Origin of the sequence: Alsobacter ponti (genome assembly GCF_024294805.1) — a bacterium.
GTDB lineage: Bacteria > Pseudomonadota > Alphaproteobacteria > Rhizobiales > Beijerinckiaceae > Alsobacter > Alsobacter ponti.
Genome location: NZ_JANCLU010000029.1, coordinates 13,231 through 26,697, shown reverse-complemented (window position 1 = coordinate 26,697; position 13,467 = coordinate 13,231). Strand labels below are relative to the sequence as shown.

Here is a 13,467-nt window from a genome sequence, read left to right as displayed (position 1 = left end):
CGCGCTTTCGAAACATCGGGCGACAATTCGTTGCCGAACGATTCCCGAGTTGGCTGGCGGGTTTCCCCCGAGGTGCTTAGCAGAAGCTGACGCTCACGCCAGCCTTTACACAGGGAATCGGGGGGACTTGGGATGACGACTTGCACGCAACGGATCCGCCGCAAGGATCACGACCGCCGCGAGACCGCACCGTTCGAGCAACTCGCCATCCTCGTCATGACGATGCTTCTGTTTTCGCTGCTGGCCGCGTCCGCTCCGGGCGTCGTCGCCCAGCCCTTCCAGCGCCTCACGGTGGCGCTCGGCAGTTTCTGACCGCCGCAGAAAAAGGCCACCGGGAAGCCGGTGGCCCAAGTCGAAGGGAGGAAAACGCCCGATGAGGCGTGGTCTAATCATGGCATGAGTCGCAGATAATTCAACTGGATAATTGGCCACTGTTGCTTGTAGACTTACGGATTCGTAAAATTGTGTGCAATTTGCAACAGTCAATATTTCGTTGCTTGCTCACTCGAACTCTCATTGTCGGACGTTTCCGGCCGGTTTCGCGCCCACTCGTCGGGTGACAAAAACACGAGGCCGGAGCGGTTTCGCCGCTCCGGCCTGGCCGGTTTCTGGGGCCCGCCGCGGCGGGCCCGGACCTCGACTACTTGGCGATTACTCGATCACCTGAACCACCTTGCGGGTCGTCGGGTCGACGAGCACCGTGCGGTTGTTCACGACCGTGTAGCGATAGTTCTTCACGCCGTACTCGGCGGGAACTTCGTAGTACTGGATGCCGGAGGCAGGCAGGGCCGTGCCCACATGCACCTCGTCAGCGTAGGTGTAGGACGGGACGCGCTGCTCCACGACGTAGCTGCGGAACTTGGGCGTGGTCGCATCGCCGATGATGCCGCCCACGATGGCGCCGCCGACGCCGCCGACCACGGCCCCGACAGGGCCGCCGACGACCGCGCCACCCACGGCGCCGGTGGTCGCGCCGGCGGCGACGCCGCCATTCTGAGCCTGGGCCGCAAGCGGGGCGGCGAGAACGATGGCGCCGGCAAGGGCGGCCGTGACGATCTTCATGATGAACTCCTCTCCTTTGTGTCGGTCGGACCATCAACCGGCAAGCGCCGCTCTGGTTCCGGTTTTGTGAACGCTGCGCTCTGGCCATGCGGGCGGCGACGCGCCATCTAGGAGGTCCAAGACAGGCGAAGGAGGAGCGGCGATGAAGCTGTTCGGGTCGAAGACGCAGCAAAGCTCGGAGCATTTCCCGGTCGAGCGCGACGACGCGGAATGGCGGCGGTCGCTGACGCCCGAGCAGTACCGCGTGCTGCGCGAGCACGGCACCGAGCGCGCCGGCACAAGCCCGCTGAACCAGGAAAAGCGCGCGGGAACCTTCGTGTGCGCCGGCTGCGGCCAGCCTCTCTACCCCTCCGACACGAAGTACGAGTCCGGCACCGGATGGCCGAGCTTCTGGGAGCCGCTGCCCGGCGCCGTCGACACCTCGATCGACAAGTCGCTGTGGGCGACCCGCACCGAGGTGCATTGCAGCCGCTGCGGGGGCCATCTCGGCCACGTGTTCGAGGACGGCCCGCGCCCCACCGGGCTGCGCTATTGCATGAACGGCGCGGCCATGAAATTCGAGCCGAAAGGCGAGTAGGTTCGCCCGGCGCGCCGCAACCTCGCATCTTGGAGGGCGTTACTCCCGTCCGGAACACGAGGAGTGCGCACCATGGCGACCCATCGAAGCGCCTATCGCCGACAAGCCATGCTCGCGGCGACCATCCTGGCCGGCCTGATGGCGGCGACGCCGCTGGCGGCGCAATCCAGCGGCGGCGGAGGCTCGTCCGGCGGATCCAGTTCGGGAGGCGGCGGCTCGTCGTCCTCGTCCACGTCCACGTCTTCGACGTCCGGCACGTCGGGCTCGAGCACGCTCGGGCCTGCGGCGGGCAGCGTGTCGCCCCCCGGCACCATCCTGCCGCCGGCCAGCACCGGCGCGCAGGGCTCGGCCCCGGCGACCAGCATCGGAACCTCGGGCAACCCGACCACCTCGGCGGCGACGCCCGGCGGCTCCAACGCGGGAGGAGCGGTTCCCAGCCCCGGCGGCGTCAACCCGACGCTGCCGCCCGGCAGCATCGCGCCTCCGGGCAACACCACGCTTCAATCGGGGTCGGCCGGCGCCATCGTCTCGCCGGGGCGCGGAGGATCGACCGTGGGCGGCGTGTCCGGCGCGCGGCAGGGGAAGGCCGCCGGCCAGGCCGACATCTGCGCCGACGTGCTGGCCAAGCCGGGCAATTTCCGCAAGCAGACGGTCGACGAGTGCCGCGCCAAAACGGGCCGCGAGGCCGCGCCGCGCACCGCCGAGCCGGACCATGCGCTGAACCCGGTCGATCGACCTTCTCAGGTGCAGAAGGCTCAGGAGGCTCAGGACAAGGGCGCGGTGCGCTCCATCTGCACCAATTGCGGCGGCGCGCCGACCACCGCGAAGAAATAGTCAGCGGAAAGGCCGGCTGAGAAAGCGCGAGCCGGCGAGACCGAAGCGCCACGGCGTCGCCACGCCCTTGCTGATGCCGATGCGCGGCCCGGTCGCCAGCGGGACGGGCCGCTCGGGGAGGATCAGCGCGAAGGGCGGCGCGTCGAGCGGCAGCCCGTCCTGCGACGCGTCGACGCCAAGCGCCTGGCACAGGCGGCCCGGCCCGGAGCAGAGCAGGCGCGCCTCGTCGATCCCGCGCCGCGCCCGCATCCGGTCGAGCCCGTGCGTCGGCTCCAGCGCCCGCAGCAGCACGGCGCTGCCCTCCCCGGCCGGACCGCACACCACGTTCAGGCACCAGTGGATGCCGTAGGAGCGATAGACATAGGCGCAGCCGCCGGCGCGGAACATCGAGGCGTTGCGCGCGGTGCGTCCCCCGAAACTGTGCGAGGCGGGGTCCTCGTGGTCATAGGCCTCGGTCTCGACGACGAGGCCGCCCACGCCGTCGACGAGCAGCGTCGCGCCGACCAGCGCGCGCGCCACCGTCTCGGCGTCCTGGAGATAGAAGGTCGCGGCCGGCGTCAGGGGTCGAAGCGCTCCGTCGCGGTGCGGCGGGCGACCATGAACGCGTCCGCCACCAGCCGCAGCGGCGCGGCGTCGACCTGCGAGCTTCCGTCGCGCAGCAGCTCGGCGAAGCGGCGGTAGATGCCCTCGTATTCGTGGGCCGGCTCGTCGACGACGACGGTCCCGTCGACCTCCAGTCGGCTGCCGCCGTGGCGCAGCGCCAGCTTCGCGCCGGCCTCCGTCTCGATGTCGATGTCCCAGGTCTGCGGGCCGGTCTGCCGCCAGTCGAACACCGCGCCAAGGCGTTCGCCGGCCCGGCCGGCCGCCAGCTCCAGCGTCGCGGCGATGGGCGCCTGCGCGTTCTCGGGCGTCTCCAGCGTCGCGGAGCGCACGAAGATCGGCTCCGGCGCGATGCGGGTGACGATGGACAGCGCGTTGATGCCGGGGTCGAACACGCCGAAGCCGCCGGCCTCCCAGATCCACGCCTGCCCCGGGTGCCAGCGCCTCACGTCCTCCTTCCACGTCACCTGCAGCGCGCGCAGGCGCTGCCCGGCGAGGCGTAGGCGGGCTTCCTCGACGCCGCGATTGTACTGCGAATGCCAGGTGGTGAAGACGACGCGCCCGGCCTCGGCGGCGCGGCGCTCCAGGTCGACGAGTTCGCTCAGCGTCGCCGCCGGCGGCTTCTCGAGCAGCACGTGCTTGCCGGCGTCGAGGGCGGCGCTGGCGATCTGGTGGCGGACGCCGGGCGGCGTGCAGATGGCGACGGCGTCCACGTCGGGGTCCGCCAGCAGGTCGCGCCAGTCCGTGAAGGCGCGCGACACGCCCGGCGCGCGCATGGCGCGCTGGCTCGCCACGGCGACGAGGTCGAAATCCGGGTCGGCCGCGATCACCGGCACGTGCTGGTCCTGCGCGATCTTGCCGAGCCCGACAATGCCGATCCGATAGGCGCTCATCCCGTCCTCCGTGGCCGGCGAAAGCCCGGCCCTCTGTCCAGCCGCCCCGCCGCCTCAACGGGCGACGCGCCGGCCGGTTCGCGTCTCAGACGTCCGGCCCGAGCCGTTCGGCCCGCTCGCGCGGGTCGGCGTGCGCCGCGACCGCGCCGATGACCATCAGGCACGGCCCGCGCGGCGCCAGTTCAGCCACGAGCGCGGGCAGGCTGGAGGCGACGCCCCGGACGACCCGCTCCTCGGCCCGCGTGGCGGATTCGACGAGCGCGACAGGCGTTTCCGCCGGCAGGCCGGCCTCGAGCAAGCGCCCCAGCAGCGGCTGCGCCATGTGGACGCCCATATAGACCACGGTGGTGGCGAGCGGGTCGGCCAGCGCAGCCCAGTTGAGATCGCTCGGCAGGCTGCCGTCGCGCGCGTGCGCGGTGATGTACTGCACCCGGCGCGCCTCGCCGCGATGCGTGAGCGACATTCCGAGGCTGGCCGCCGCGCCGCTCGCCGCCGTGATGCCGGGCGCCACTTCGAACGGAATCCCGGCCGCGCGCACCTCGGCCAACTCTTCCGCGAGGCGGCCGAAAATGCCCGGGTCGCCCCCCTTGAGCCGGACCACGCGCTTGCCCTGGGACGCCAGCTCGACGATCAGGCTGGTGATGTCGCCCTGCCTGCACGAGAGGCGGTAGCCGCGCTTGCCGACGGCGATACGCTCCGCCTCGCGGCGCGACAGTTCGAGGATTTCCGGCGAAACGAGGTCGTCGTAGAGCACGACGTCGGCCGACTGCAGCAGCCGCACCGCCTTCATCGTCACCAGCTCGGGATCCCCCGGCCCCGCCCCGACGAAGGCGACCGAGCCCAAGGGCGGCGAGGCGGAGAGCCGTTCGGCGAGGGCGAGCAGGCGGCCGCGGTCGGCCTCGCCCGGCACTCGGTCCGGCGCGGCGAGCGCGGTGGCGGTGAAGCGTTCCCAGAAGGCCCGCCGGGACCGGAACGGCAGCTCCAGCGCGGCGATCAGCGGCCGCCACGCCTTGGCGGCCTCGGCCCAGCGCCGGAACCCGAGCGGGATCATGGCCTCGATGCGGGCGCGTACCGCCTGCCCGAAGACCGGAGCCGCCCCGTCCGTCGAAATGGCGATGACGAGCGGCGAGCGGTTGACGACGGACCCGAACTGGAAGTCGCAGAAGCGTGGCTTGTCCACGATGTTGACCGGCGCGCCGGCCGCCCGGGCGGCCCGGGCGAACGCCTCCGCCTCGGCGTCCGTCTCGAGATCGGCGATGGCCAGCGCCGCGCCGTTCAGCGCCGCCGGCGTCCAGCGGTCCGCGACGAAGCGGATGCCGCCCGGCTCCCCTTCCCCGCGTCCGTCGACCATCGCGTCCAGCGCCGCCACGCCGCGTGGGGCGTAAAGCTCGACCTCGGCCCCGGCGGCGGCCAGCAACTCGGCCTTCCAGGCGACGCCCTCGCTCGCGCCCGCCAGCACGACGCGCCGGCCCGCCACCTTGTGGAACAGCGGCAGCGTGGCCAGCGCCTCGATGCGCGCCGGCCGATCGGTCGAGGGTTGTCGCGCTTCCGACGGGGGATGAGCTCTGGACATGCCGAATGCTACCACCTTTGCGCGAGCCCGGCGGAGCGGCGTCCGTCAGGCCCAGCCTCAGGCCGTCGCTACCGCAATTCGCGCGCTTGCGGAAGGCCGGACCTCGCGAAGCCCGCCCGAAGCGGGATGTCCAAGGCGTGCAACGGCGTCGCCCCCGTCGGGTCAGACAGGAACCGCCTTGCTCAATCCAGAGTTGAACAACGTCACTTCAGAGAGGTACGGGCCCGTGAAGAAGGCCAAAGCCGCTTCGATCGCCGCCATCGCGATCTTGCTCTGTCCCGTCGCGCTCCACGCCCAGACACCGCCAGCCAAGGCTCCGGCGTTCGCCACCGGGCAGGACGACGGCCAGTGGACGACTCCGGCCCGCAACTTCGCCTCAACCCGCTATAGCGAGCTGGCTGAGATCAACGCGGACAACGTCAAGAACCTGCAGGTCGCCTTCACCTTCTCCACCGGCGTCAACCGGGGCCAGGAAGCGTCGCCGCTGGTGGTGGGCGGCACGATGTACGTGCTCTCGCCCTATCCCAACATCCTTTACGCGCTGGACCTCACCAAGCCCGGCGCGCCGCTGAAGTGGAGCTACAAGCCCAAGCCCGAGGCGGCATCGCAGGGGGTCGCCTGCTGCGACGTGGTCAATCGCGGCCCGACCTTCGGCCAGGGCCGCGTCTTTTTCACGACGCTCGACGATCACGCGGTGGCGGTCGACGCCGAAACGGGCAAGGAGGCCTGGAAGGTCAAGCTCGGCGACATCAACCTCGGCGAGACGATGACGGCCGCCCCGCTGGTGGTGAAGGACAAGGTCATCGTCGGCATCTCGGGCGGCGAATTCGGCGTGCGCGGCTGGCTGCAGGCGCTCGACGCGGCCACCGGGCGCAGCGTCTGGAAGGCCTACAGCACGGGCCCCGACAGCGACGTGAAGATCGGCCCGAACTTCAAGCCGTTCTACGACAGCGACAAGGGCAAGGACCTCGGCGTGTCCACCTGGCCCCCCGACGCCTGGAAGCAGGGCGGCGGAACGACGTGGGGCTTCACCAGCTACGACCCCGACCTGAACCTCATCTACTACGGCACCGGCAATCCGGGGCCGTGGAACTCGATGCAGCGGCCGGGCGACAACAAGTGGACGGCCGGCATCTTCGCCCGCGACGCCGACACGGGCGAGGCGCGGTGGTTCTACCAGACGACGCCGCACGACCTGTTCGACTGGGACGGCATCAACGAAAGCGTGCTGGTCGACGTGGAGTGGAAGGGCCAGACACGCAAGGCGCTCGTCCATCCCGACCGCAACGGCCTCGTCTATCTCATCGACCGCACCAGCGGCGAGGTGCTGTCGGCCAGCTTCTACCACCCGGTGAACACGCATCACGGCGTCGACCTCAAGACCGGACGGCTGATGGACGACAGCTCAAAGGCGCCCGTGCTCGACAAGGTGGTGCGCGACATCTGCCCCACCGCGCCGGGCGCGAAGGACTGGAGCCCGTCGTCCTTCTCCCACAAGACCGGCCTGCTCTACATCCCCCACAACAATCTCTGCATGGACTGGGAGAACTCGCAGGTCAGCTACATCGCCGGAACGCCCTATATCGGCGCCGAAGCGCGCATGTTCCCCGCGCCAGGCGACGGTCACATGGGCGAGCTCTCCGCCTGGGACATCGTGAACGGCAAGGAGGCGTGGACCGTCAACGAGCAGTTCCCGGTGTGGGGCGGCACGCTCGCCACCGCCGGCGACCTCGTCTTCTACGGCAACATGCAGGGCTGGTTCAAAGCGGTCGACGCGCGCAGCGGCGCGCTGCTTTGGCAGTTCAAGGCGGATTCCGGGATCATCGGCCAGCCCACCACCTACAAGGGCCCGGACGGCAAGCAATACGTCGCGATCCTCGCCGGGGTGGGCGGCTGGGCCGGCGCCATCGTCGCCGGCGACCTCGACCCGCGCGACGGCACGGCGGCGATGGGTTTCGTCAACGCCATGCGGGAGCTGAAGAACGCCACCACCAAAGGAGGCACGCTCTATGTGTTTCGCCTTCCGTAGGGCGGCGCTCGGCGCGCTGGCGGTCGTGGCTCTGACCTCGGTGGCGTCGGCTCGCGAGCTGCGTGTGTGCGCCGACCCCAACAACCTGCCCTTCTCGAACGACCGGGGAGAGGGTTTCGAGAACCGCATCGCCCGCATCGTGGCGGACGAGATCGGCGCGGAGGTCTCGTTCGTCTGGTGGGCGCAGCGGCGCGGCTACGTGCGTAACACGCTGAAGGCCGGCCTGTGCGACCTTGTGCCGGGCGCGGCGGTCGGCGTCCCCGGCATGGCGACCACCCGGCCCTACTACAGCTCCACCTACGTGTTCGTGACGCGGGCGGGCGAACCGGTGGTGTCGAGCTTCGACGACCCGGGCCTGCGCACGCGGCTGGTCGGCGTCCAGCTCGTCGGCGACGACGGCTGGAACACCCCTCCCGCCCACGCGCTGGCGGCGCGCGGCGTCGTCGCCAACGTGCGCGGCTACAATCTCTACGGCGACTACCGCCAGCCGAACCCGCCGGCCCGCATCGTGGACGCGGTCGCGTCGCGCGACATCGACGTGGCGGTGGCGTGGGGGCCGATGGCCGGCTATTTCGCCACCCGCGAACCGGCGAAGCTCGTCGTGACGCCCGTCGATCCGGCCGCGACGCCGCCGCTGCCGCCGATGCGGTTCGACATCGCGATGGGCGTCCGGCCGGCCGACAAGAGCTTGCGCGACGACATCCAGGGCGCGCTCGACCGCCGCCGCGCCGACATCGACGCGGTGCTCGCCAGCTACGGCGTGCCGCGCGTCGACGCGGGCGCCGTCGCCGGAGCGCGGCCATGAGGACGCTCGCGATCGCCCTCGTGCTGCTGTCGCTGGCCGCGTGCCAGCGCGAGGAGCGCGCGCTGCGCGGCGATCCGATGGCCGACGAGAGCCGCGAGAAGATCGCGCTCACGTCGCTGTCTCCCGGCGACTCCGGCCCCATCGAGGTCCGGACCGGACGCGGCGAGGAGTACACCGGCAACGCCTATCACCAGAGCGAAGGCAAGAAGCTGTTCAAGCAGATGAACTGCAACGGCTGCCACGCCAATGGCGGCGGCGGCATGGGCGTGCCGCTGATGGACGACACCTGGATCTATGGCGGCCGGATCGAGAACGTCGTCCAGACGATCCGGGAGGGTCGGCCGAACGGCATGCCCTCGTTCAGGGGCAAGCTGCCGGACGAGCAGATCTGGCAGCTCGCCGCCTACGTGCTGTCGATGTCGCGCGCCGTGCCGCAGGACGTCGCGCCGTCGCGTGACGACGACATGCATCCGCGCCCGGCCGAGAGCCGCCAGCCGGCCGTCACCGGCGTCCAGGGCGGTACCGTTCCCCCGTCCGGGGAGGCCCCCCAATGAGGCCGCGCGCCGGCGTCGCCTGTGTGCTGCCGCTGGCGCTCGCCGGATGCCAGGGCTGGCAATCCGCGCTCGACCCGCAGGGCCCGCAGGCCCGCTCGCTCGCCGACATCATCTGGGTGTTCACCGGCGTCGCCGTGGCGGTGTGGGTCCTCGTCGCGGTGGCGCTGGCGGCCGCACTGCTGCGTCGACGCGCCGAGCCGCCCGATCCGCTGTCGCGCGCGCCTGATCGCGAGCGCGCCATGGGCTATGCCGTCGGGGGATGCGTCGCGCTGACCCTCGTCGTGATCCTGGCGCTGACCGGCTACAGCTACGCGACGCAGAAGGAGCTGTTCTCCACCCACGAGGGACGGATCACCATCCTGCTGACCGGCCACCAGTTCTGGTGGGACGTGCGCTACGAGGACCCCGCCCCCTCCCGCGTCTTCAGCACGGCCAACGAGATCCACATTCCGGTCGGCGAGCCGGTCCGCATCAAGCTCGAGGCGTCCGACGTGATCCACTCGTTCTGGGTGCCGTCGCTGCTCGGCAAGCAGGACCTGATCCCCGGACGCCAGAACCTCGTGCGGCTGCAGGCGGACCGGCCCGGCGTCTATCGCGGCCAGTGCGCCGAATTCTGCGGCTGGCAGCACGCGCATATGAGCCTTCTCGTCGTCGCCCATCCGCGCGAGGAGTTCGAGGCGTGGCGCGACGCCCAGCTCGCCTCCGCCGCGCCGCCCTCCACCGACGAGCAGAAGGAAGGCCAGCGCGTCTTCCTGTCCAACCCCTGCATGACCTGCCACACCGTGCGCGGCACGTCGGCGGGCGCCGTGGCCGGCCCGGACCTGACCCACCTCGCCAGCCGCCGCATGCTCGGGGCCGGCATGCTGCCGCTGACGCGCGGCAACCTCGCGGCGTGGGTCGTCGACGCCCCCGGCGTGAAGCCGGGCGTCCACATGCCGTCGATCAAGCTCGAACCGCACGAGCTTCACCCGCTGCTCGCCTATCTCGAGGGGCTGAAATAGATGAACGTCCCTCCGCGCCGCCACGCCATCGAGGAGCTGACCGACACCGGACTCGACGCGAAGACCCTGTCGCGCATGCTCGCCGACACCTGGGGCACGCGGCCGGGCCTCATGGGGGCGCTCACCGCCGTCGACCACAAGATCATCGGGCGGCGCTACATCGTCACCGCCTTCATGTTCCTGTGCCTGGCCGGGCTCGCCGCCGTCGTCATGCGCGTGCAGCTGGCGCGCCCCGAGAGCCGCGTCGTCGGCCCCGACCTCTACGACCAGCTCTTCACCATGCACGGCACGACGATGATGTTCCTGTTCGCCGTGCCGGTGATGGAGGCCTTCGCCGTCTACCTCGTGCCGCTGATGGTGGGCACGCGCAACATCGCCTTCCCGCGCCTCAACGCGTTCAGCTACTACGTCTATCTGTTCGGCGGGCTGATGATCTGGGTGGCGTTCGCGCTGAACGCCGGGGCCGACACCGGCTGGTTCGCCTACGTGCCCCTCTCCGGCCCGGAAAACTCGCCAGGCAAGCGGGTCGATTTGTGGGCGCAGATGATCACCTTCACCGAGGTCGCCGCGCTGGCGGTGTCGGTGGAGATCATCGTTACGGTGCTGAAGCTGCGCGCGCCGGGAATGACGCTCGACCGCATACCGCTCGCGGTGTGGTCGCAGCTCGTCACCGCATTCGCCGTGCTGTTCGCCATGCCGGCGGTGATGATCGCCTCGACGATGCTGATCATGGACCGGCTCGTCGGCACGCATTTCTTCAACCACGCGGAAGGCGGCGACGCCCTGCTGTGGCAGCATTTGTTCTGGTTCTTCGGCCACCCCGAGGTCTACATCATCTTCCTGCCGGCGACGGGGTTCGTGTCGTCGATCGTGGTGACGTTCAGCCGGCGGCCCATCTTCTTCTATGTCGGCATGGTGGCGGCTTTGGTGGCGACCGCCTTCCTGGCGTTCGGGCTTTGGGTCCACCACATGTTCGCGACCGGCGTGCCGCAGCTCGGCTCGAGCCTGTTCACCGCGTCGAGCATGCTCATCGCCATCCCGAGCGGGCTGCAGATCTTCTGCTGGATCGCCACGCTGTGGAGCGGACGGCCGGTCTACACCACGGCGCTGCTGTTCGTGCTGGGCTTCCTCATCAACTTCGTCGCGGGCGGCGTCACCGGGGTGATGCTGGCTTCGGTGCCGCTCGATACGCAGGTTCACGACACCTACTTCGTGGTGGCGCATTTCCACTACGTGCTGATCGGCGGCGCGGTGTTCCCGCTGCTGGGCGCGGTCTACTACTGGTTTCCGAAGTTCACCGGCCGGCTGCTCGACGAGAGGCTCGGCCGCTGGCACGCGGCGACGGCCTTCGTCGGCTTCAACCTCGCCTTCTTCCCCATGCACATCCTGGGGCTGATGGGCATGCCGCGGCGCGTCTACACCTACCAGCCGGAGATGGGCTGGGGGCCGCTCAACATGCTGTCCAGCGTCGGCGCGGCGATCTTCTTCGTGTCGTTCGTCATGCTGCTGTGGAACGTGGTCGCGAGCTTGCGCAACGGGGCTGTCGCCGGCCCGAACCCGTGGGACGCCGGCACGCTCGAATGGGCGACGACCTCGCCTCCCGCCCCGCAGAACTTCGACCGCATCCCGGTCGTCACCCATCGCGAGCCGCTGTGGGCCGAGCGCGACGCGCTGCCCGTGGCGACCGGCCTGCGCGTCGGCGTGCGCGAGGTGCTCGTCACCACCGCCACCGACGCCACGCCCGACATCCGCGAGACCGCGCCCACGCCGTCCATCTGGCCGCTGATCTCCGCGATCCTCACCGCCATCGCCTTCATCGGGTCGATCTTCACGCCGTGGGCGGTGCTGTGGGGCGGCGTGCCCGTCGGCGCCGCGCTGATCGCGTGGTTCTGGCCCAAGGGCGACCCGGAGGATTATTGATGCGCCAGCGCCCCGTCCTCGACGTCTCGTCGCTGCCCGATTTCGCCTTTGGGCCGCGCTCGACCATGTGGTGGGGGACGCTCGGCTTCTGCGCGCTCGAGGGAACCGGGTTCGCGATCGCCGCGGGGGCCTACCTCTATCTGGCCTGGCTGAACCCGCAATGGCCGCTGAGCGCGCCGCCGCCGGCGCTCACCTGGTCGAGCCTGTTCACCGTGCTGCTGGTGGCGAGCGCCGTGCCCAACTGGCTCGTCCAGCGCGCCGCGCGGCGGCAGGACCTGCGCGCCGTGCGGCTCTGGATGGTGGTGATGAGCCTGATCCCGCTGGCGCTGATGGCGCTGCGGGCGGCCGAGTTCCCGGCCCTGATGGTGCGCTGGGACGTCAACGCCTACGGGTCGATCGTCTGGCTGCTGCTCGGCCTGCACACGCTGCACCTCGTCACCGACGCGGCGGACACCTGGGTGCTGACGGCGCTGATGTTCACCGGCCACGTGGTCGGCAAGCGCTACAGCGACGTCTCCGACAACGCCTTCTACTGGAACTTCGTCGTGGCGTCGTGGCTGCCCATTTACGGGCTGCTCTACTGGGCTCCGAGGCTGGCATGAGCGCGCCCCGCAGCGAGAGAGGGTGGCCGAGCGCCGGCCTGTTCGTCGGGCCCGTCGCGTGGCTGGCGCACACGCAGGCGTCCTACGCCGTGACGCCGTGGATGTGCGCGCACAAATGGCCCGCCGTGCCGGCGCTGGCGGCGGTCGCCGTGCTGGCGGCGCTGGCCGGGGCGTGGCTGTCCTGGCGCGCCATGCCGGCCGCCGGGGACGACGACCCGCCGGGCTCGGCCCGCGCCGGGCGGCCGACCCGCTTCGCCGCCATGGCGGGCGCGCTGGTGTCCGTGCTGTTCGCGCTGGTGATCCTGACGCAGGGGGCGGCGGGGCTGATGATGACGGGGTGCGAGCGATGATCGGCGGCCCGGCCTTTCGCGATCGCCTGATCGGCGGCGCCGCGCTCGCCGTGGGCGCGGCGCTGACCGCCCTCGCCTTCCGCCGCCCCCGCCGCCCCGCCCCTCGGCGCGCCGCGATGGCCGATCCAATGGACACGCCCGCCGCGCCCGAGCGCCGCCCCCGCCTGATGAGCGGCCAGGCCAAGCTGATCGCCCTGATGCTGGCTGTGCTCGCCTGCGGCGCGGCGACGGCCGTGTTCTACGGAATTCTCGAGCCCTCCCGCGCCCGGCAGGCGGCGGTCCGCCTCACCGGCGGCGACCCGGATCGCGCGCCGGAGCTGATCCGCCGCTACGGCTGCGCCGGCTGCCACACCGTGCCCGGCGTGCGCGGCGCCGACGGACGGGTCGGCCCGCCGCTGGGCGGCATCGCCGGTCGCGCCTATTTCGCCGGCGTCGCGATCAACAGCCCGGCCAATCTCGTGGCCTGGATCGTCGACCCGCCATCCCTCTCCCCCAGGACGGCGATGCCTCGCACCGGCATCCGCGCGGACGAGGCCCGCGACGTCGCGGCCTACCTCTATACGCTTCAGTAACCGCGTCCCTCCTCCAAGGCCAAACCCCGCCGGGCCTGACGTGGAATAGTAAATACCAAGTCAACCGCCAGCGTACAGCGAGAACACGCCAAATA

The 13,467-nt window shown here is 70.8% G+C and carries 15 protein-coding genes; 11 read left to right on the top strand and 4 right to left on the bottom strand.

Features of this window, described 5'->3' with window-relative positions:
* Positions 1 to 132 precede the first annotated feature (132 nt).
* Entirely contained in the window at positions 133 to 312 is a 180-nt protein-coding gene (locus NK718_RS20360; protein ID WP_254746147.1) for a hypothetical protein, read from the top strand.
* 339 nt (positions 313 to 651) lie between these two features.
* On the opposite strand, the gene NK718_RS20355 is transcribed toward NK718_RS20360, so the two are convergent.
* Complete coding sequence (locus NK718_RS20355) at positions 652 to 1,062, bottom strand: DUF1236 domain-containing protein (RefSeq protein ID WP_254746145.1); 411 nt, start codon at positions 1,060 to 1,062, stop codon at positions 652 to 654.
* A 142-nt stretch (positions 1,063 to 1,204) separates the two neighbouring features.
* On the opposite strand from NK718_RS20355, the gene msrB reads away from it, so the two are divergent.
* Both msrB and NK718_RS20345 read left to right on the top strand, forming a co-directional pair.
* Positions 1,205 to 1,639, top strand: a complete 435-nt coding sequence (gene msrB / locus NK718_RS20350; RefSeq protein ID WP_254746143.1) for a peptide-methionine (R)-S-oxide reductase MsrB — start codon at positions 1,205 to 1,207, stop codon at positions 1,637 to 1,639.
* Positions 1,640 to 1,711: 72 nt separating this feature from the next.
* Positions 1,712 to 2,473, top strand: a complete 762-nt coding sequence (locus NK718_RS20345; protein WP_254746141.1) for a hypothetical protein — start codon at positions 1,712 to 1,714, stop codon at positions 2,471 to 2,473.
* On the opposite strand, the gene NK718_RS20340 is transcribed toward NK718_RS20345, so the two are convergent.
* The 3 genes from NK718_RS20340 to cysG form a co-directional block, all read right to left on the bottom strand.
* Complete coding sequence (locus NK718_RS20340) at positions 2,474 to 3,034, bottom strand: DNA-3-methyladenine glycosylase (RefSeq protein ID WP_254746196.1); 561 nt, start codon at positions 3,032 to 3,034, stop codon at positions 2,474 to 2,476.
* Positions 3,031 to 3,966 carry a Gfo/Idh/MocA family protein gene (locus NK718_RS20335; protein WP_254746139.1) on the bottom strand — a complete coding sequence of 312 codons (936 nt, stop codon included), beginning with the start codon at positions 3,964 to 3,966 and terminating at the stop codon, positions 3,031 to 3,033. The genes NK718_RS20340 and NK718_RS20335 overlap by 4 nt, the downstream gene beginning before the upstream one ends.
* Before the next feature lie 85 nt (positions 3,967 to 4,051).
* A complete protein-coding gene (gene cysG, locus NK718_RS20330; RefSeq protein ID WP_254746137.1) occupies positions 4,052 to 5,539 on the bottom strand; it encodes a siroheme synthase CysG in 1,488 nt (495 codons plus the stop codon).
* Positions 5,540 to 5,798: 259 nt separating this feature from the next.
* Here cysG and NK718_RS20325 point away from each other — a divergent pair, with 259 nt between their 5' ends.
* The 8 genes from NK718_RS20325 to NK718_RS20290 are packed head-to-tail and all read left to right on the top strand — an operon-like array spanning position 5,799 to position 13,372.
* The gene (locus NK718_RS20325; RefSeq protein ID WP_371877336.1) at positions 5,799 to 7,568 is read left to right on the top strand and encodes a methanol/ethanol family PQQ-dependent dehydrogenase; all 1,770 of its coding nucleotides are present in this window, start codon (positions 5,799 to 5,801) and stop codon (positions 7,566 to 7,568) included.
* The gene (locus tag NK718_RS20320) at positions 7,549 to 8,373 is read left to right on the top strand and encodes a substrate-binding domain-containing protein (protein ID WP_254746133.1); all 825 of its coding nucleotides are present in this window, start codon (positions 7,549 to 7,551) and stop codon (positions 8,371 to 8,373) included. The genes NK718_RS20325 and NK718_RS20320 overlap by 20 nt, the downstream gene beginning before the upstream one ends.
* Positions 8,370 to 8,927, top strand: coding sequence for a c-type cytochrome (locus tag NK718_RS20315; RefSeq protein ID WP_254746131.1), 558 nt, complete (start codon positions 8,370 to 8,372; stop codon positions 8,925 to 8,927). Before NK718_RS20320 ends, NK718_RS20315 begins: the two co-directional genes overlap by 4 nt.
* Positions 8,924 to 9,928: a cytochrome c oxidase subunit II gene (gene coxB / locus NK718_RS20310; RefSeq protein WP_254746129.1), complete on the top strand. Its 1,005-nt coding sequence runs from the start codon at positions 8,924 to 8,926 to the stop codon at positions 9,926 to 9,928. The genes NK718_RS20315 and coxB overlap by 4 nt, the downstream gene beginning before the upstream one ends.
* Positions 9,929 to 11,848 (top strand): cytochrome c oxidase subunit I, encoded by a 1,920-nt coding sequence (gene ctaD / locus NK718_RS20305; protein WP_371877335.1) that lies wholly within the window; start codon positions 9,929 to 9,931, stop codon positions 11,846 to 11,848.
* On the top strand, positions 11,848 to 12,450 hold the full coding sequence (locus NK718_RS20300; RefSeq protein WP_254746127.1) for a cytochrome c oxidase subunit 3: 603 nt from the start codon (positions 11,848 to 11,850) through the stop codon (positions 12,448 to 12,450). Before ctaD ends, NK718_RS20300 begins: the two co-directional genes overlap by 1 nt.
* Positions 12,447 to 12,800 (top strand): hypothetical protein, encoded by a 354-nt coding sequence (locus NK718_RS20295; RefSeq protein ID WP_254746125.1) that lies wholly within the window; start codon positions 12,447 to 12,449, stop codon positions 12,798 to 12,800. The genes NK718_RS20300 and NK718_RS20295 overlap by 4 nt, the downstream gene beginning before the upstream one ends.
* Positions 12,797 to 13,372, top strand: a complete 576-nt coding sequence (locus tag NK718_RS20290; RefSeq protein WP_371877334.1) for a c-type cytochrome — start codon at positions 12,797 to 12,799, stop codon at positions 13,370 to 13,372. Before NK718_RS20295 ends, NK718_RS20290 begins: the two co-directional genes overlap by 4 nt.
* The last annotated feature ends 95 nt before the right edge of the window (positions 13,373 to 13,467 follow it).

What these genes read in the sequence shown, in the direction of transcription:
- NK718_RS20360 (WP_254746147.1), top strand. Translation starts at nt 133, where the DNA reads ATGACGACTTGCACGCAACGGATCCGCCGCAAGGATCACGACCGCCGC.
- NK718_RS20295 (WP_254746125.1), top strand. Translation starts at nt 12,447, where the DNA reads ATGAGCGCGCCCCGCAGCGAGAGAGGGTGGCCGAGCGCCGGCCTGTTC.
- NK718_RS20355 (WP_254746145.1), bottom strand. Translation starts at nt 1,062, where the DNA reads ATGAAGATCGTCACGGCCGCCCTTGCCGGCGCCATCGTTCTCGCCGCC.
- NK718_RS20335 (WP_254746139.1), bottom strand. Translation starts at nt 3,966, where the DNA reads ATGAGCGCCTATCGGATCGGCATTGTCGGGCTCGGCAAGATCGCGCAG.
- NK718_RS20300 (WP_254746127.1), top strand. Translation starts at nt 11,848, where the DNA reads ATGCGCCAGCGCCCCGTCCTCGACGTCTCGTCGCTGCCCGATTTCGCC.
- ctaD (WP_371877335.1), top strand. Translation starts at nt 9,929, where the DNA reads ATGAACGTCCCTCCGCGCCGCCACGCCATCGAGGAGCTGACCGACACC.
- msrB (WP_254746143.1), top strand. Translation starts at nt 1,205, where the DNA reads ATGAAGCTGTTCGGGTCGAAGACGCAGCAAAGCTCGGAGCATTTCCCG.
- NK718_RS20290 (WP_371877334.1), top strand. Translation starts at nt 12,797, where the DNA reads ATGATCGGCGGCCCGGCCTTTCGCGATCGCCTGATCGGCGGCGCCGCG.
- NK718_RS20315 (WP_254746131.1), top strand. Translation starts at nt 8,370, where the DNA reads ATGAGGACGCTCGCGATCGCCCTCGTGCTGCTGTCGCTGGCCGCGTGC.
- cysG (WP_254746137.1), bottom strand. Translation starts at nt 5,539, where the DNA reads ATGTCCAGAGCTCATCCCCCGTCGGAAGCGCGACAACCCTCGACCGAT.
- NK718_RS20320 (WP_254746133.1), top strand. Translation starts at nt 7,549, where the DNA reads ATGTGTTTCGCCTTCCGTAGGGCGGCGCTCGGCGCGCTGGCGGTCGTG.
- NK718_RS20345 (WP_254746141.1), top strand. Translation starts at nt 1,712, where the DNA reads ATGGCGACCCATCGAAGCGCCTATCGCCGACAAGCCATGCTCGCGGCG.
- coxB (WP_254746129.1), top strand. Translation starts at nt 8,924, where the DNA reads ATGAGGCCGCGCGCCGGCGTCGCCTGTGTGCTGCCGCTGGCGCTCGCC.